The organism is Pseudomonas sp. Pseusp16 (assembly GCF_047324915.1).
Lineage (GTDB): Bacteria > Pseudomonadota > Gammaproteobacteria > Pseudomonadales > Pseudomonadaceae > Aquipseudomonas > Aquipseudomonas fluorescens_CD.
This window is the reverse complement of sequence record NZ_CP168522.1, coordinates 4915932-4933983: the sequence shown is the minus strand read 5'-3', so window position 1 is coordinate 4933983 and position 18052 is coordinate 4915932. Positions and strand designations below refer to the sequence as shown.

General features: G+C 55.8%; 11 protein-coding genes and 1 tRNA gene. 8 read left to right on the top strand and 4 right to left on the bottom strand.

The features are described from left to right. Nucleotides 1-640 precede the first annotated feature (640 nt). A complete protein-coding gene (locus ACEN8Q_RS22340; protein ID WP_413703754.1) occupies nt 641-4009 on the top strand; it encodes an NACHT domain-containing protein in 3369 nt (1122 codons plus the stop codon). Nucleotides 4010-4245: 236 nt separating this feature from the next. Here ACEN8Q_RS22340 and ACEN8Q_RS22335 read toward each other — a convergent pair whose 3' ends face one another. Together ACEN8Q_RS22335 and ACEN8Q_RS22330 are read right to left on the bottom strand one after the other, a co-directional pair. Continuing rightward, complete coding sequence (locus tag ACEN8Q_RS22335; RefSeq protein WP_413703753.1) at nt 4246-6066, bottom strand: DUF6538 domain-containing protein; 1821 nt, start codon at nt 6064-6066, stop codon at nt 4246-4248. A gap of 109 nt (nt 6067-6175) precedes the next feature. Next, a tRNA-Arg gene (locus tag ACEN8Q_RS22330) sits at nt 6176-6252 on the bottom strand. Nucleotides 6253-6600: 348 nt separating this feature from the next. Here ACEN8Q_RS22330 and gabD point away from each other — a divergent pair. The 3 genes from gabD to ACEN8Q_RS22315 all read left to right on the top strand — a co-directional run bounded on the left by gabD (nt 6601) and on the right by ACEN8Q_RS22315 (nt 10856). Then, complete coding sequence (gene gabD, locus ACEN8Q_RS22325) at nt 6601-8043, top strand: NADP-dependent succinate-semialdehyde dehydrogenase (RefSeq protein WP_413703752.1); 1443 nt, start codon at nt 6601-6603, stop codon at nt 8041-8043. A 184-nt stretch (nt 8044-8227) separates the two neighbouring features. Continuing rightward, nucleotides 8228-9505: a 4-aminobutyrate--2-oxoglutarate transaminase gene (gabT, locus tag ACEN8Q_RS22320; protein WP_008019119.1), complete on the top strand. Its 1278-nt coding sequence runs from the start codon at nt 8228-8230 to the stop codon at nt 9503-9505. 136 nt (nt 9506-9641) lie between these two features. Further along, on the top strand, nt 9642-10856 hold the full coding sequence (locus ACEN8Q_RS22315; protein WP_413703751.1) for an HDOD domain-containing protein: 1215 nt from the start codon (nt 9642-9644) through the stop codon (nt 10854-10856). Nucleotides 10857-10988: 132 nt separating this feature from the next. On the opposite strand, the gene ACEN8Q_RS22310 is transcribed toward ACEN8Q_RS22315, so the two are convergent. Further along, nucleotides 10989-11978 (bottom strand): diguanylate cyclase, encoded by a 990-nt coding sequence (locus ACEN8Q_RS22310; protein WP_413703750.1) that lies wholly within the window; start codon nt 11976-11978, stop codon nt 10989-10991. Nucleotides 11979-12249: 271 nt separating this feature from the next. After that, nucleotides 12250-13434, bottom strand: coding sequence for a delta-9 fatty acid desaturase DesA (gene desA / locus ACEN8Q_RS22305; protein ID WP_008019116.1), 1185 nt, complete (start codon nt 13432-13434; stop codon nt 12250-12252). Nucleotides 13435-13581: 147 nt separating this feature from the next. On the opposite strand from desA, the gene dibA reads away from it, so the two are divergent. The 4 genes from dibA (at nt 13582) to cysT (ending at nt 18040) form a co-directional block, all read left to right on the top strand. Then, on the top strand, nt 13582-15501 hold the full coding sequence (gene dibA / locus ACEN8Q_RS22300) for a phosphodiesterase DibA (RefSeq protein WP_413703749.1): 1920 nt from the start codon (nt 13582-13584) through the stop codon (nt 15499-15501). Between the two features lie 278 nt (nt 15502-15779). Next, on the top strand, nt 15780-15962 hold the full coding sequence (oscA, locus tag ACEN8Q_RS22295; protein WP_007975618.1) for a sulfur starvation response protein OscA: 183 nt from the start codon (nt 15780-15782) through the stop codon (nt 15960-15962). Nucleotides 15963-16035: 73 nt separating this feature from the next. Beyond that, entirely contained in the window at nt 16036-17049 is a 1014-nt protein-coding gene (locus tag ACEN8Q_RS22290) for a sulfate ABC transporter substrate-binding protein (protein WP_413703748.1), read from the top strand. Between the two features lie 172 nt (nt 17050-17221). Continuing rightward, nucleotides 17222-18040 carry a sulfate ABC transporter permease subunit CysT gene (gene cysT, locus ACEN8Q_RS22285; protein ID WP_008019110.1) on the top strand — a complete coding sequence of 273 codons (819 nt, stop codon included), beginning with the start codon at nt 17222-17224 and terminating at the stop codon, nt 18038-18040. The last annotated feature ends 12 nt before the right edge of the window (nt 18041-18052 follow it).

Below are 18052 nucleotides of genomic sequence, written 5' to 3'. Positions count from 1 at the left end.
AGAGCAATCGGAATAGTCAGCCATTCAAAAACGGCCTGCTTTTTTGTAGGTAGAATCCATTCCCATATTTCCCGATCTGTCCCTCTATGTCTCGAGAGTGCCCTGTGATATCCGGCTCTACGAGATAGGCCTCTGCGCCAGAGTCTCGGGCCATGTCAGCAAACGTATGACGAAAGCTAAGAAAATTCTTGCTGTCTGTTTTACCCCGAGCATCCCGTTCACGAATGCCACATCTATAAAGATATCCGCCAGACGTAGTGCTTTCACTTGGGAAGCGACAGAAGAAATATGTTGTATGGCCTTTCTCAGGAGGTGCTTGCAGAGCGAGCGTTCATCCGAACTATACAGAGATGCTGGAGCGGTCTGAAAAAACTGTACCTTGTACAACATCTGGCGACTGGCTAAAGCGCTAGATGTGAAAACGGCGGACCTTCTGACGGAGTGTGCCAATCCCATCAGTCTATTCGCTGAGCATTAAAACCCATGAGCCAATACTTTCTAGTCAGGACGAATCTAAAAAGATGCGCGGGAGACCCGCACCTGATATTTTTTCCTGGTGAGCGCTTTCCTTATGAGCGCACGACATGGACAGGAACGAAAAATGGCTTCAGTTGGGCAACGGGTGCACGCGGTACCTTCCTTGAGCAAAATTCTCCCGCCTGGAACAGAAGGAGGTAAAGAATTCGGAAGGATAGTAGGGCTTCTCTTGTTGAACGAAGCCAAACGCAACGACCACGAATTCAATCTTTTTGACGACGCCTCAGGTGACTTTGAAGGGCTGGATGGTTTTTCTCGGAACCAGAAGTCCGGCGAAGCGATAGGCTTCCAGTATAAATTTTTCCCTTCCCCACTCAGCGATGCCCATCGGCATGAGATAACTAATTCCCTGGTCAACGCAATCGAGCGAAATGATTCTTTAAACTTGACCAAATGGGTGTTGGTTACACCGGATGACCTTAAGAATTCGGGTGTCCGAAAAAACGGAGGAGATGTAGCCTGGTTTGAAAAACTCAAAGCAAAATACGAAGATGTTTTGCCAATAGAGCATATGGGACACAGCCGACTTCAAGACCTGTTTCTTCAAACGCATCACATTTGCCTACATTACTATCCGACACTCATCCCACATGGGCGGACCCTGCAAAAAGGGATCAAAGAGCTTAGAGCTCAATACAACAAAAACATGCAGCAGCGATATGGAAAGATTGAATTTGTTGGTATGTCAGTTTACAAGCAAGAGGCTCTGAGGCGAATTCCATTAGAAAATATATATATTCCACTTTCCGTAGTAGGCGAACGTCAGCCGGAGGAGACTGAAGATACACACAGGATCAATCCGCTAAATTTTCTAACACCAGGTTCCAAGACTGTAATATTAGGAGACCCAGGCTCGGGCAAGTCCACACTTTTAGGCTTTTTAGCCCTAGTGGGAACTAGTAAAGGCTTGCAGCGCCGCTGTCGATTCACTGCAGACGGGCGACTTACCATAGTAATTACGCTTAGGCGCTATGCAGATGAGCTTAAGAAAAACAGCAATCTATCTATGCTGGACTTCATACGTGATGTCGCGGAAGCTGATTTCAACCTAACAGGGCTTACGCTGAGCTTTTATGAATACTATTTGGAAAGTGCTCAAGCAATCGTACTTTTCGATGGGTTGGACGAATTACCAGGCCAAAACTTCAAAAATACTATAAGGCGCAGAATCGAGTCATTCACGGCCAATTACCCTGGAAACACAGTGGTCATTTCATCAAGGCTAGTAGGGTACGAAGCTGAGGTGAGATTTGACGAGTCTTACGAACACTACAGAGTTGCAAAGCTTCGTCTTGACGAGATCATGAAGTTTATTAGAGATTGGTATTCAGTCAGGGTAGCGGATGCAGCTGAACGAGATAGGAGCGCAAACGACCTAATCAAGGTTATGACCTCTCGGGAAAATGATTCAATCAGGGAGCTTGCCAGAAATCCCTTATTGCTAACCATTGTTGCTTTAGTCCATAGAATCGATGCAGTACTTCCAGATCAGAGGGTCGTGCTCTATCAAAAGTGTACGGAGACTCTGCTAAACACCTGGTACAAAGCGAAACGTAATGATGATGAGATCATCAAAGGCCGCATAGAGCAGCGGAACAGGGTGCGTGTAGAGGCGATTGCGTATTGGATGCATACCCGAAGCATGGGCTCAGAAGGGAGATCCGTTGCCGAACATCAAGAGTTACTAGAGTTCCTTGCCGATCACATAATTGAGCATGAGCATCTCAAAGATACGGACGAGGCCCAGGACCAAGCCGAAGAGTTCCTCCTATTCATTAAAAATTCGGCCGGACTATTAATTGAGGCTGGCGATGGTCTCTACAGCTTTATCCACCTCACTTTTCAAGAGTATCTATGCGCAACATATTTGCTCGCATTTGGTGAAACAAAAGGTGCTCAATCCATCTGGGAGGAGTTGAACGGCGCGCTTCTAAACCCTCGTTGGAGAGAGGTAGTTCGGCTGCTGATCGCTAGCTTAAAATCGGCTCCTGCGAAATCGTTTTATATCGACAAGCTAATCGAATCAGAGCATTCCAATCTGCGAGATACATCGCTATTGCTTAATGGTCTTCTACGTGACTCGATCGAGCCCGCCGAAGCTCGTGCAGAAGAAATATTTGCAATCGTAGTTAAAGCCTTGATGGCCTGCGATGAGGAGCAAGACATTGTTGATTTGAAACAATCTTTTGAAAGCTTGATCCTTAAGGACGCCAACTATCTGAACCGTGCCTTGCCCGCATGGAGTGACTGCTTTCACCGAGCAAGTAATAACGAAAAAATAGTATTGGTGTTAATTGGGCGACTGATTGGGCTTCCAAAGATAGAACGTACTGAATTAGAAAAGCTTGTGCTGACAGCTGAAAAGAAACTGTTGCTTGTAAATCTTATACACGGAATACAGTCAGAAAGCGGACCTTCGAATGTAATGGAAATATTGGCGAAAATCCAATCCATTTGGGCATCCCAAAATGCAGAGACGAATGCAGCATCGGCGGTTTGCGTTGGATTGGCAATGCTCCTCGATCCGACGGAAAGCTCTAAGCATATTTTTAACCGAGAATTATCTCTACTATTCACGTCAAACCATGGCCCCCATCATGATCATGGGCTAAATTTGGCGGCAATAGCCGGGGCCGCCACTGATCTTCACTCATCATTCGAACTTGCGCTGCACAATGCTCTTGGCCCCTCTGCGGGTCGTACAAAGAAGACAGTGAAAGGAATATTTTCGGCGACAGCAAAAGAATGGTTGTCTCGTAGAAATATCCGAGGAAAAACCATCGCCAAATTTTTCAAAGCTTTTGAGGATAATATCGATTCGAATAATGCGGTTCATTTTGGAGAAGAGCCAGATCATCCGCGCCGTAGAAGATCGCTCGATATCGTCGACATCCGGCAGGATCATCGCGGCCACATGAATACTAAAAAGGATCTATATTGGGAGCGCTTAAGTAAAACAGAAGTTGTTTCCCAATACATCCCACAAGCTCTAGAGCTGTCATTTGATATGAAGCTCACGCCCATCTGGAGAGAAGTTTTGAAACACTCGGTAAATGAGATTTTACCGATGGCATTCAGGAAATATTTCAATCCGGAAGAGTGGGCGTCACTCGCAGAGCGCCTCAAAGAAAATCAGCCTTCAGAAGACGACATTTACCACGCTGCCTGGCTTGTACTTTTCGATATTTGGGTGTTTCTGAGGCAAGGTTATCCTTCGGAAACCGACACCCCGCTCGCAGATATCCTGCGAAATGTTTCTACATCGTCCAATCCTACTATCATGCTAGCAGTCGCTCTTCGCAATTGCTTTGTAGGTTCGAATAATGCTGCCGTGCAGTTTTGCGATCTGATGTCGAATAACCTCGAAATTGCTTCTATTTTAGCGTCCATCGGGTGGCCGACCGATGAACAGATAGAAGACGTAACGGTTAAAGACCCGATACGGCGGCGGCCACGGGTTCCGATTGTTTAGCTGAGCGGTCACAGCCAAAGTGCGCCATCCAAGGATGGTTGGCGCCTCATACATGGAACAAGCTGGCTCTAAAGGGAGGAAATACGATGGCATCTAGACGGGTAGGGCGCGGGCGATTGCTGCCGCAGCGAGAATTGCTCAATCTAAAGGCTGCATCGATACTTGGTTAGCACTGAAGGCTTGAAAAACGCGTCCCTAAACCAGTATCTGTCTTCTTCAATTCTGAGATAGCCCGCTTATGTTTTTGGCAACTCAGAGGGATTAAGGCTGTGGGTGCTACGGTGCTCCTGGATGCACGGAGTGAGTATGTGTCCTAAGCGTTGTACAAAGTCCGCGTAGGTGATTTCCGAAAGATCTGGGGGAAACTGCACTGTATGCAGCACCCGATGCAGCTTTGAAAGCCAGTACCCCGATCCGTAATCGTCGGATTGGTTTTTATTTTTTTCCGCATGTCCGGTGTAAACAGGTATTAAGTGATCAGCCTCATCACTGGTATTTCGCAATAGATCAATGAAGGTATGTCGGAATGCATGAAGTCTCTTTGCGTCTGGTTTGCCATCCGGGAGCCGCTTTCGGATTCCGATGCTATAGAAATAGCCTCCATGGGTGGTACTCGGGCTCGGCATCCGAGTGAAAAAGGTGGTTGCGTTTCCTCCCCAACCTTTGATCTTTTGATAAGTGAGGCCATCCGAAAACAAATTTTTCCTGCCCTCTGTTCGTGCTTCAGCCACAAAGTCCAGGAAACCAACTCGAATAAGTTCATCATGGATCGGAATGAGTCGACTACTATGACTGTTTTTTAACGATTTCGTACCTTCTACAACAAGCCGAGCAAACCAGATGTTTGTGTTCGCTTCCTTCGCAATGTCAGATGTTTCGAGCTGGCAGAGCTCATTAAGTCGACCGCCCATGAAGAGGCCAAGAAGTGGAAGCCAGAATTGGTAGGGGAAGACGAGATTTGCCGATTCGCTGTTCGTTCCTTTGTAGATATAGCCGGAGAAAATTGCATCCAGCTCTTGGACGGTAAATGGCTTGTCCTTCCTCTCAATGCGCTCAGTTTCACTGATCCGGGGTACTTCGACTTTTGCTGGATCGACGTTTGTGTGACCTTTGGCATAAGCGAATTTATGCAACACGCTAAGCCGGATGATCATCTTTTCAATGGTTGGACCGCTAATCAGGTCGTCCCCTTGCGAGGCAAGGATCGATTCAATAGGTGAGTCCGGCGGCGGAATTTTTTTGCCGCGAAGGGCTTTGACCTGCTGAGTGAGTAGATACAGCTGATTGATATCAGCGAGCGTTAGAGAGCCAAACGGCCTGTTACCGCTCAGAATGGTAAGCCTGAGGGCGTGCCCCTGTTCATCAGCGTGGGCGCTGGCTGACTTTTTTCTGTTCAGGCGCTTGTCAGTCTCACGTAGAAGCAGCCAAAGCTCATACAGAGTAGGGCTTGGTGGTTTTGGCGCTATCGGTGCTGAGGCCGGGGCTGGCGTTGCTACGGTTGCGCCCGGTCTATTGAGCTGTTGCAGAGCTAGCTCATCTAATAGCTTCGGTAGAAGCTTCCGGAACTTTGTAAACGGGATTCCATTGCCGGCGGCAAAAATTTGATCTGCGAGGCCTTTCTGACTCTCTGGGATAGCCCGTTTTGTATTGCCGGTTAGCACTTCAGCTATGGCATTCCAGCGTTGTCGTATTTCGATTTTTTGCCAGTCTTCGTCTGAAAGGGCCGATACGGCGTTCTGCGCTGGTTCAGCCGGGTGGCTCGCCCACGCGCCAGCCGACTCAGCCTGCTCTATCTCATTAATGTAGAGCTCGTAATCTGCGTCTGTCGGAACGTAATCGTCTTTCCCTGCCACAGCTAGCACCCTATCAAAAGCAGCTTCGAAGCGTGCAGCGTATTGCCGGGCACGCTTAAGCGCTAGCCTGGCGCTGTCCGTTTTTAGCGAGCGTCGGATTTCCCTTTGTAAGGAAAAGGCAGTGCGAAGAGGTTTGGGGACCACTATGCGGAAGTAGTAGGTTTTATGTCTGTTGAGGGTGAGGAATGCGGGTTGGACTGGCATGGGCTGCACCGTTGCGATGCCCCACCTAAAAGCACGTCTCAGTGCCCCACCAGCCTTTCAGACCCTCTGTTTGTCGATAAATGTATACCGGACAAGCAGTTACAGAAAATGGTGCACCAGGCGGGATTCGAACCCACGACCCCTGCCTTCGGAGGGCAGTACTCTATCCAGCTGAGCTACTGGTGCAGCGGGCGCCATGATACTCATATGCATTGAAGGCGTCCATGCTGCTGAATCGCCTACGTTTATTACAAGCGTAACGCGCGCCTGCTACGTTGATCAGAAAAAACAGGCAAAAGCGTCGTTTTCGTTCTTTTTTTCGAACAGGCTATTGTCCTTTACCCCCTTTGATCCTAGGATTCGTTTGAGATTTCAAACGCTCTTGTCTGGGTGCTGAACCGCGCGAGTCCAATCCGTGCGCTATTTATGTGCTTCAGCCCGGTGAATGATTTCCCTGACGGCAGCCTATCGAGGCGCCTTTCTACAATCATAATTTGCTCCGCATTCATTGCGGTGCTGTTAAGGAAAGCCGACATGCAGCTTAAAGACACCCAGTTGTTCCGCCAGCAAGCCTTCATCGATGGCGCGTGGGTTGATGCGGACAATGGTCAGACGATCAAGGTCAACAACCCGGCAACGGGCGAAATTCTGGGCACCGTGCCGAAAATGGGCGCTGCCGAAACCCGCCGTGCGATCGAAGCTGCTGACAAGGCGCTGCCGGCCTGGCGTGCTCTGACCGCCAAGGAACGTGCGGGCAAACTGCGTCGCTGGTTCGAACTGATGATCGAGAACCAGGACGACCTGGCTCGCCTGATGACCCTGGAGCAAGGCAAGCCATTGGCCGAAGCCAAGGGCGAAATCGTTTACGCCGCTTCCTTCATCGAATGGTTCGCCGAAGAAGCCAAACGCATCTACGGTGACGTGATTCCGGGCCACCAGCCTGACAAGCGCCTGATCGTGATCAAGCAGCCAATCGGCGTGACCGCTGCAATCACCCCGTGGAACTTCCCGGCTGCAATGATCACCCGTAAAGCCGGCCCGGCCCTGGCCGCCGGTTGCACCATGGTGCTCAAGCCTGCTTCGCAAACCCCGTACTCCGCTTTCGCCCTGGCCGAGCTGGCCCAGCGTGCCGGCATCCCGGCTGGTGTGTTCAGCGTGGTTTCCGGCAGCGCCGGCGACATCGGTACCGAGCTGACCAGCAACCCGATCGTGCGCAAGCTGTCCTTCACCGGTTCGACCGAAATCGGTCGTCAACTGATGGCCGAATGCGCCAAGGACATCAAGAAAGTGTCCCTGGAACTGGGCGGCAACGCGCCGTTCATCGTGTTCGACGACGCGGACCTGGATAAGGCCGTCGAAGGCGCGATCATTTCCAAATACCGCAACAACGGCCAGACCTGCGTCTGCGCCAACCGTCTGTACATTCAGGGCGGTGTTTACGACGCATTCGCCGAGAAGCTCAAAGTGGCTGTGGCCAAACTGAAGATCGGCAACGGTCTGGAAGCAGGCACCACCACTGGCCCGCTGATCGACGAAAAAGCCGTGGCCAAGGTGCAAGAACACATCGCCGACGCTTTGAGCAAAGGCGCGACCGTGCTGGCTGGCGGCAAGCCGATGGAAGGCAACTTCTTCGAACCGACCATCCTGACCAACGTGCCGAACAACGCGGCCGTAGCCAAGGAAGAAACCTTCGGCCCACTGGCTCCACTGTTCCGCTTCAAAGACGAAGCCGATGTGATCGCGATGTCCAACGACACCGAGTTCGGTCTGGCCTCGTACTTCTATGCCCGCGACCTGGGTCGAGTGTTCCGTGTGGCTGAAGCCCTGGAATACGGCATGGTCGGCGTTAACACCGGTCTGATCTCCAACGAAGTCGCGCCGTTCGGCGGCATCAAGGCCTCGGGCCTTGGCCGTGAAGGCTCCAAGTACGGCATCGAAGATTACCTGGAAATCAAATACCTCTGCCTGGGCATCTAAGCCCGGAAAAAGGCATCGCTTCAAACGCAAAGGGCACGAGAGCGCTGTCCCTTTGCGTGTTTCAAACGAAATTTTCTCGGTGGCCGGGAACGCTGTGGCAGTCGATCATCGCATGCTACCGCTGTTGTTCCCCGCCGCTTAATCCTTGAACCACGCCGCCCGATGAGCGGTGAATGAGGAAAGTATGAGCAAGACTAACGCTGATTTGATGGCCCGCCGTACCGCTGCAGTTCCACGTGGTGTTGGCCAGATTCACCCGATCTTCGCCGATTCCGCGAAGAACGCTACCGTGACCGACGTTGAAGGTCGTGAGTTCATCGACTTCGCCGGCGGTATCGCCGTGCTGAATACCGGCCACGTGCACCCGAAAGTCATCGCCGCCGTGACCGAGCAGCTGAACAAGCTGACCCACACCTGCTTCCAGGTGCTGGCCTACGAGCCGTACGTAGAAGTGTGCGAAAAAATCAACGCCAAGGTGCCAGGTGATTTCGCCAAGAAAACCCTGCTGGTGACCACCGGTTCCGAAGCCGTTGAAAACTCCATCAAGATCGCCCGTGCCGCTACTGGCCGTGCCGGCGTGATCGCCTTCACCGGCGCTTACCACGGTCGCACCATGATGACCCTGGGCCTGACCGGTAAAGTCGTGCCTTACTCGGCCGGCATGGGCCTGATGCCAGGCGGTATCTTCCGCGCGCTGTACCCGAACGAACTGCACGGTGTGAGCATCGACGATTCGATCGCCAGCATCGAACGCATCTTCAAGAACGACGCCGAGCCGAAAGACATCGCCGCGATCATCATCGAGCCGGTTCAGGGCGAAGGTGGTTTCTACGTCGCACCGAAAGAATTCATGAAGCGTCTGCGTGCCCTGTGCGACCAGCACGGCATCCTGTTGATCGCTGACGAAGTACAGACTGGCGCTGGCCGTACCGGTACTTTCTTCGCCATGGAACAGATGGGCGTTGCTGCCGACCTGACCACTTTCGCCAAATCCATCGCTGGCGGCTTCCCGCTGGCCGGTGTGTGCGGCAAGGCCGAATACATGGACGCCATCGCTCCAGGCGGCTTGGGCGGCACCTACGCCGGTAGCCCGATCGCTTGCGCCGCGGCCCTGGCCGTGATGGAAGTGTTCGAAGAAGAGCACCTGCTGGATCGCTGCAAGGCTGTTGGCGAGCGTCTGGTAACCGGCCTGAAGGCCATCCAGGCCAAGTACCCGGTGATCGGTGAAGTTCGTGCCCTGGGCGCGATGATCGCAGTCGAGCTGTTCGAAGGCGGCGACAGCCACAAGCCGAACCCGACCGCCGTGGCAGCCGTTGTGGCCAAGGCTCGCGACAAGGGCCTGATCCTGCTGTCCTGCGGCACCTACGGCAACGTTCTGCGCGTCCTGGTGCCGCTGACCTCGCCGGACGAGCAACTGGACAAAGGCCTGGCGATCATCGAAGAGTGCTTCTCCGAGCTCTGATCACCCAGTGTGACCTGATCCACAAAAAACCCGCTTCGGCGGGTTTTTTCATGCCTCCTGGAACACATCCCGCGCATTAGCACTGTATCGAATGGCCAGCATTGGCTAAGGTTCCTGCATTGCCAGGGAGAGCTGTATGACAACCGTCATTTTACCCGCGGTTCCAAGAGTCCTGATCGCCGAGGCCGACCCCTGGTCCCGCGATCTGCTCAAGGAAGTGTTGTTGAACGTACGCTGCGATGCGCGGCTGGATTTGTGCGCCGATGGCCAGCAAGCGCTGGAGTTGTTGGCGGCCAACCCCTATGACCTGGTGATCGCCGACTGGGAGCTGCCGGGCGTCGATGGTCTGAATGTCCTGCGCAGTATCCGTCAGCGCAAACGCAATCCGCCTATGCCGTTCATTCTGATGAGCAGTCGCAGCGACAGTGCCAGCGTGCGCGAGGCCTTGCCGTTGGCGCCGGCCGCGTACCTGACCAAACCCCTGAACATGGAAAGCCTGACCCATCGGTTGCAGGGGTTACTGCTGCACTCTGGCGAAGAAGTTTCGTGCGAGGTGCCATCGCTGGCGCCGGGTATGACGTTGTCGGTGTATCTGGAGCGTCGACGCGAAATGGCCGACGGCGCGCCGCTGATGACTGACGTGCAAGTGGCGGTCAAACGCAGCCTCAATCCCAATGGCCTCGACCTGACGGTGCTGGAAGACGAAATTCGCACCGATCCGCAGGTCACGGCCGTGCTGATCGCCGCAGCCAACAGCGCGGCCCAGCACCACGGCGTCGCGGTGCAAACCCTGTCCCAGGCGCTGCATCGCCTCGGCACCGGGCAGAGCATGAACCTGATTCTCGGGCTGGCGCTCAAGCGCAGTGCCCGGCTCAACGATCAGCAATTGGCCGACTATGCCGAGCGTTACTGGGATTTGTCCCTGCATACCGCCGAATACGCCCGGACGCTGGCGCGCTTGCTCGATCTGGATCAGGAGCGCTGCTATTGCGCCGGCATGTTGCATTGTCTCGGCGATCTGGCGTTGTTGCGTTGTTTGCAGGAATGGAAACAGGCCGGCGGCGAGCTGGACGAGTGGGAGGAGGTGGGTGAAGCGCTGGCGGAATATGGCGCGGCCTATGGTTCGGCGCTGCGCACACGCTGGCGTCTGCCACTGGAGTTACGAGAGCTGATTGCCGCGGCCTACCAGCTCGGTGGCGGGGTTTATTCCCGCGAAGCGCTGGTGATGAACATGGCGGCGCAGATGGCGCGCCTGAGCGAGCATGAGGGCATCGAGGCGCTGGCCAAGAGCCGGACGGCGAGGTTGCTCAAGATCGGCTTGCCGGAGCTGATGCGGCTGCGCAAGAAATGAGGCTCATGCACACCCTTTGTAGGAGCGAGCTTGCTCGCGATGGTCGTCAACGATAACGCTGGAAACCTGGCACCCCGCGGTGCCCTCGGGTTCTTCGCGAGCGAGCTCGCTCCTACAGGGAGGGAGGGGGCGTCAGGCCGTGACAATCCGGTTCTTGCCCTCGCGCTTGGCCTGATACATCGCCGCATCCGCCCGGGAAAACAGGTTCTCCACGTTTTCGTCCGCGGCGGTCAGGCTGGTCAGGCCCTGGCTGACGGTGATGCCGAACGTCCGGCCTTCATGGTTGAAACTCAATTGCTGAATCTGCCGTTGCAGGCGTTCAGCCACTTGCAGGGCCATCTGTGGCGTGCACCCGGGAAACACCGCGGCGAACTCCTCACCGCCAATGCGCCCGAACAGATCACGACGGCGCAACGCTGCGCGGCCGCTTTCGGCAATGCGCTGCAACACGTTGTCGCCTTCCTGATGACCGTAGGTGTCATTGACCGTCTTGAAGTTATCAATGTCCAGCATCAGGAACGACAGCGGCTCGCCCTGCTGCCGGGCATGTGCGAACGCTCGGTGGGCACATTCGAAGAAATGACGGCGGTTGCTGCTCTGGGTCAGCGCATCGATGGTGGCCAGGCGATGCAGCTCGGTTTCCATTTGCTTCTTGTTGGTGATGTCTTCGGCGATGCCGACGATGATCACCGGTTGCCCCGGCTCGGCCTGGCGGTTGATGTAGCATTTGTCGCTTAGCCAGCGCACCTGGCCGTCGGCAGCGATGACTCGGTATTCGCGGTCTTCGACGGCGCCTTTGTCCAGCACTTCGGCAAGGCTGCGTTCGGCATGGTCCAGGTCGTCAGGGTGAATGCTGTCGCGCCATTGATTGCTGTCAGCCAGCAGTAGATCGGCCGAACGGCCAAAGATCCGTTCATAGGCGGGGCTGACGTAAAGCACCTTGCGGGTTTCCCAATCGAGTGCCCATAGCACCGCGTTGACGCTCGCCAGCAAGGTGTTGAGCAGTTGTTCGCGTTCGCTCAGGCGTGCGACTTCGCCTTGGGCATGCATCAGCGCTATCAGGGGCTGAGCGGCCTCGGGCCAATGGGACGGAGATGAGTCTTGCAGGTTTTTTGGGGCCATCGACGCAAATCTCAAAGGGCATGCCGCGTGTTCGATAGCGGCCAACACCAAACCCGCCGGGAATGGCGAAGTGTCTTTGAGATAGGGCTTTTCAGATGAAGTTCCCGCCTGGTGTGGCGAGGGAGCTTGCTCCCGCCGGGCGGTAGGGGCGACGGATTTTTGCAGTCACAAATCAATGTGGGAGCGGGCTTGCTCGCGAAGGCGGTGGGCCAGTCAATGAAGATGTCGACTGACTCACCGCCTTCGCGAGCAAGCCCGCTCCCACATTTTTTCAGACGGCGGCAGGGCGCAGGGAGTAGGTCTTCAACTGATCGGCGAAGTCGCGCAGGGATTGAATCCCGCTGGCTTCGGCCTCGTGTACCCAATCCTTGATGGCCGCCAGCATGTCGTGGCCATTTGAGCTGGTCTTGACCCAGATCTGCTGCAGGGCCAGGCGTTTTTCGTAAATTACCTTCAGCGCCTGGCTGTGCTCGAGCATGTTCTGGATGCGTACATGGTGTTTGTCGTCCAGCAGGCTGGTCTCGCGCGAAAGCAGGCGTTTGGCCCGGTGGAACTGGTGACGTACCGAGTGATCGACCTTTTCCAGCTCTTGCTTGACCAGTGGGCCGATCACCAATTTGCGGTACTGGGCCATGATCTGGAAGCGGTTGTTGAGGATCGCCATGGCGGTGTCCATGTCCAGGTTGCCCTTGCCTTCGACGCGGTGGGCAATCGGCGCAACCCGCTGAACCTTGGCCAGGCGCAGGAAGCTGAAGACTTGAATCCACGCCCAGCCGAGGTCGAATTCCCACTTCTTCACCGACAGTTTTGCCGAGTTAGGGTAAGTGTGATGGTTGTTATGCAGTTCTTCGCCGCCAATCAGGATGCCCCACGGCACCAGGTTGGTCGCCGCATCGCGGCATTCGAAGTTGCGGTAGCCGATGGCATGGCCCAGGCCATTGACCACGCCGGCGGCCCACACCGGGATCCACATCATCTGGATGGCCCAGATGGTGATGCCGATGGTGCCGAACAGCAGCAGGTCGATAACGCCCATGATCGCCACACCCAGCAGCGGGAAGCGGCTGTAGAGGTTGCGCTCGATCCAGTCTTCGGGGCAGTTCTTGCCGTAGATGCGCAACGTCTCGGGGTTTTCCGCTTCGGCGCGGTACAACTCGGCGCCTTTGCGCAGCACCGTGGACAAACCCTTGATGACCGGGCTGTGCGGGTCATCGACGGTTTCGCATTTGGCGTGATGCTTGCGGTGGATGGCGGTCCACTCGCGGGTGTTCTGCGCCGTGGTCAGCCACAGCCAGAAACGGAAGAAATGCTTAAGGCCCCCATTCAGCTCCAGGGAGCGATGGGCCGAGTAACGATGCAGATAGACCGTGACGGCAATGATCGTGATGTGGGTCATCAGCAGGGTGACTGCTACCAGTGCCCAGGGCGACAAGCCAAGAAAACCTTCGTACCACATAGGCTATAGGGCCCTCGATGAAAGAAAAAACAGCCGATGCATTATCACTAAGCCCACACAGAAAACCAGTCGCCCTTTCAGATAAGAGTGGCGGGATGTGTCTTCAAACTATAATTCCAACCTTTTTGTAGGGACATGGATCGCCGGATGTCTGCCACCTATCGCGATGCCTTGCGTGCAGCGCTGCTCTATCTGTTGCTTTCTGTGGTTTGGCTGCAGATCAGTGGCTATTTATTGAACAGTTTATTCGATAGCTCTGCCGAGCGACTGCGATGGCAACTGATCAACGGTTACGTTTGGGTGCTGTTCAGCGCCGGGTTGATCGTCATTGCCCGGGCGCGGCTGCTGCGGTGCCTGGGGATCGGCGCCACCTTGCACGAGCGCAATACCCACCGCGAGCGTCTGCGCCAGGCGGCCGCGGTGTTCGACTGCACCCGCGAGGGGGTGCTGGTCACCGATCGGGAAGGCGTGATCGTCCATGTGAACCGGGCTTTTATGGAAATCACCGGATACGGCTGTGAGGACGTACTGGGGCAGCGGCCCAATCTGTTCAAGTCCGGGCGACATTCCCCTGAGTTTTATCAGGCGATGTTTGCCGCACTCGCCAGTGTCGGGGAGTGGAGTAGTGAAATCTGGAACCGGCGCAAAAGCGGCGAGATTTACCCGCAATGGCAAACGATCCGCCTGATCCACGACGACCGTGGCCAGCCGAGCCAGTATGTGGCGGTGTTTTCCGATATCAGTGCAATCAAGAACTCCGAACACGAGTTGATGCACCTTGCGCACCACGATCCGCTGACCGACCTGCCGAACCGCCTGCTGTTCACCGACCGCGCCGAACAGGCCCTGGCCTCGGCGCAGGTCCACAAGCGTGGCTGCGCGCTACTGATGATCGATCTCGATCACTTCAAGATGATCAACGACAGCCTCGGGCACACCATCGGCGATCAATTGCTCAAGGCGGTGGCCGAGCGCCTGGGCGCCATGTTCGGCCCGGGCATCACCCTGGCGCGTTTGGGTGGGGATGAGTTCGCCGTACTCGCCGAAAGCTGTCCGCAACTGGTTCAGGCTGCTGCGTTGGCCCAGCGGATTATCGACGGCCTCAAGGAGCCGTTCCTCATTGATGGGCATCAGCTGTTCATCAACACCAGCATCGGCATCAGCCTGTTCCCCAGCGATGCCTTGAGCGTCGAGCAGCTGTTGCGTAATGCCGACTCTGCGCTATTCAAGGCCAAGAGCACGGGGCGCAATGATTATGCTTTGTACACCGAAGAGCTGACGGCCCACGCCCAGCAACGGGTCGAGATCGCCTTCGAGTTGCGCCGCGCCCTGGACCGGCAAGAGCTGCGGGTTTATTACCAGCCGGTTCACGACCTCAGGACCGGTCGCCTGATTGGCGTCGAGGCACTGGTGCGTTGGCAGCACCCGCAGCGGGGATTGGTGTCGCCAGCGGAATTCATCCCGGTGGCCGAGCGAACCGGTCTGATTGCTGAAATCGATGCCTGGGTCATGCAGCAGGCGTGCCGGCAGATGTGCCAGTGGCAGCAGGGTGGCGTAGTGCTGTCGTTCGTTGCGGTCAACGTATCTTCGCGCCTGTTCGCCCGTCGTGAGCTGTATCAGCAAGTGGCGCAGGTCCTGCGCGAAACCGGGCTGGAACCGGCGTGTCTGGAGCTGGAAGTGACCGAAAGCGCGGTGATGGAGGATCCGGAAGTCGCGCTTGAGCAAATGCATCGCCTGCGCGAGTTGGGTGTGCGTCTGGCCATCGACGACTTCGGCACGGGTTATTCATCGCTACTGCGGCTCAAGCGTCTGCCAGTGCAAAAGTTGAAAGTCGACCAGGGCTTCGTCGCTGGATTGCCGTGGGATGAGGATGATGCGGCGATCTCGCGGGTGATCATTGCGCTGGCTCAGAGCATGGGCATGCAGGTACATGCCGAGGGGATCGAGCAGGTCGAGCAGGCAGCTTTCCTTCTTGAGCAGGGATGTGATCTGGGGCAGGGCTATTGGTTCGGGCGGCCGGTGCCGGCGGAGCAGCTCGACTGGGCGCATGCGCCGGTAATCGTGTAGGAGCGAGCTCGCTCGCGATGAGTGTTAACGATGACAAGAGCTGCCTGAATGAACGCGGTGTCCCTGCCACCATCGCGAGCAAGCTCGCTCCTACAGGGGGGCGGGCTTCTGATGGGGGCAATCCCTCGCAAACCCTTGTCCCGCCAAATAATGTCTTCTGGTTATATAAACATTCTTAAATAGTCTTTTTAAGAATATCTACACCTCTCTAGTATTGCTCTCAAGCCGCAAGCAGTGCCGACACTGCGAGGCAACCTCTCAGTTGAAGGAGCAGCAATATGAGCGCATCCCTGCGTAGCGTCGACGGTCAAGACGAAGCCACCATCCTGCGTGAAATCCAGAGTGCCCTGCGCGACCTGCGCTTTGGTGCCGTGGAAATCACCGTGCACAACGCCCAGGTGGTGCAGATCGAGCGCAAGGAAAAATTCCGTTTGCAGCAGCCGGGCAACAAGCCGGGCTGAGGCGAACCAGACACCGCGATTTCCGATATCCCATAAAAAAGCCAACAAACCAAGAATTCCAGGAGCTTTCACCATGTCGTCGATTCGCCACTTCGCTTTGGCCGCCCTGGCCAGCGCCCTTTTTGCCGGTTCCGCGGTAGCCAAGGACTACGAGCTGCTCAACGTGTCGTACGACCCGACCCGCGAGCTGTACCAGGACTACAACGCCGAATTCATCAAGTTCTGGCAGAAGGACCATGCCGGCGACACCGTGAAGATCCAGCAATCCCACGGCGGTTCGGGCAAGCAAGGCCGGGCGGTGATCGACGGCCTGCGTGCCGACGTCGTAACCCTGGCCCTGGCCGGCGACATCGACGAAATCGCCAAGCTGGGCAAGAGCCTGCCGGCGGACTGGCAAAAGCGCCTGCCGGACGCAAGCACGCCTTACACCTCGACCATCGTGTTCCTGGTGCGCAAGGGCAACCCTAAAGGCATCAAGGACTGGGGTGACCTGGTCAAGAATGACGTCTCGGTGATCACGCCGAACCCGAAAACCTCCGGCGGTGCGCGCTGGAACTTCCTCGCGGCCTGGGCCTATGGCCTGAAAGCCAACGGTGGCGACGAAGCCAAGGCCAAGGAATATGTACAAACCCTGTTCAAGCACGTGCCAGTGCTGGATACCGGCGCTCGCGGTTCGACCATCACCTTCGTCAACAACGGTCAGGGCGACGTATTGCTGGCCTGGGAAAACGAAGCCTTCCTGGCGCTGAAAGAAGAAGGTGGCGCCGACAAGTTCGACATCGTCGTGCCTTCGCTGTCGATCCTCGCCGAGCCACCGGTGGCGGTGGTCGACAAGAACGCCGAGAAAAAGGGCAACGAGCAGATCGCCGAAGCCTACCTCAAGTACCTGTACAGCCCGGCCGGCCAGGAAATCGCGGCGAAGAATTTCTACCGTCCACGGGACAAGGATATTGCCGCCAAATACGCCCAACAGTTCCCGAAACTGGAGCTGGTGAGCATCGACAAGGACTTCGGTGGCTGGAAAGCCGCACAGCCGAAATTCTTCAATGACGGCGGCGTGTTCGACCAGATCTACCAGGCGCAGTAATCTTAAATAGCCATCAACGAGCCTGATGCCTGGGCTCGTAAGTGTGGGAGGGGGCTTGCTCGCGAAGGCGGTGTGTCAGGCGACGTAAATGTTGACTGATACGGCCTCTTCGCGAGCAAGCCCGCTCCCACATTGATGCGTTTAGCGGATCGCTTTTCAACCAAGGACTTTTATGTCGCGTCGTATCTCCCCCGTCATACCCGGCTTCGGGCTGACGCTGGGCTACACCTTGGTGTACCTCAGCCTGATTGTGCTCATACCACTGGCGGCGATGTTCGTGCATGCCGCTCAACTCACCTGGGATCAGTTCTGGGCAATCATTTCGGCGCCACGGGTGCTGGCCGCGTTGAAGCTCAGTTTCGGCACCGCCCTGTGTGCCGCGATCATCAACGGCATCATCGGCACGCTGCTGGCCTGGGTATTAGTGCGCTATACCTTCCCTGGACGCAAAGTCATCGACGCCATGATCGACCTGCCGTTCGCATTGCCCACGGCGGTGGCCGGTATTGCGCTGACAGCGTTGTACACCCCTACCGGCCTGGTTGGTCAGTTTGCAACGGATCTGGGTTTCAAGATCGCCTACACCCCCTTGGGCATCACCCTTGCCCTCACTTTTGTGACACTTCCATTCGTAGTACGTACCGTACAGCCAGTATTGGCCGATATTCCCCGTGAAGTGGAAGAAGCGGCAGCGTGCCTGGGTGCGAAACCCTTGCAGGTTTTCCGCCATATCCTGCTGCCCGCGCTGCTGCCCGCCTGGCTGACCGGCTTCGCGTTGGCCTTTGCCCGCGGGGTCGGCGAGTATGGTTCGGTGATTTTCATCGCCGGCAACATGCCGATGAAAACCGAGATCTTGCCGCTGCTGATCATGGTCAAACTCGACCAATACGATTACACCGGCGCTACGTCCATTGGTGTACTGATGCTGGTGGTTTCCTTCGTCCTGTTGCTGCTGATCAACTTGTTGCAGCGGCGCATCGAAACCCCATAAGGAGGCGCACCC

What these genes read in the sequence shown, in the direction of transcription:
- ACEN8Q_RS22335 (WP_413703753.1), bottom strand. Translation starts at nt 6,066, where the DNA reads ATGCCAGTCCAACCCGCATTCCTCACCCTCAACAGACATAAAACCTAC.
- gabD (WP_413703752.1), top strand. Translation starts at nt 6,601, where the DNA reads ATGCAGCTTAAAGACACCCAGTTGTTCCGCCAGCAAGCCTTCATCGAT.
- gabT (WP_008019119.1), top strand. Translation starts at nt 8,228, where the DNA reads ATGAGCAAGACTAACGCTGATTTGATGGCCCGCCGTACCGCTGCAGTT.
- ACEN8Q_RS22315 (WP_413703751.1), top strand. Translation starts at nt 9,642, where the DNA reads ATGACAACCGTCATTTTACCCGCGGTTCCAAGAGTCCTGATCGCCGAG.
- ACEN8Q_RS22310 (WP_413703750.1), bottom strand. Translation starts at nt 11,978, where the DNA reads ATGGCCCCAAAAAACCTGCAAGACTCATCTCCGTCCCATTGGCCCGAG.
- desA (WP_008019116.1), bottom strand. Translation starts at nt 13,434, where the DNA reads ATGTGGTACGAAGGTTTTCTTGGCTTGTCGCCCTGGGCACTGGTAGCA.
- dibA (WP_413703749.1), top strand. Translation starts at nt 13,582, where the DNA reads ATGTCTGCCACCTATCGCGATGCCTTGCGTGCAGCGCTGCTCTATCTG.
- oscA (WP_007975618.1), top strand. Translation starts at nt 15,780, where the DNA reads ATGAGCGCATCCCTGCGTAGCGTCGACGGTCAAGACGAAGCCACCATC.
- ACEN8Q_RS22290 (WP_413703748.1), top strand. Translation starts at nt 16,036, where the DNA reads ATGTCGTCGATTCGCCACTTCGCTTTGGCCGCCCTGGCCAGCGCCCTT.
- cysT (WP_008019110.1), top strand. Translation starts at nt 17,222, where the DNA reads ATGTCGCGTCGTATCTCCCCCGTCATACCCGGCTTCGGGCTGACGCTG.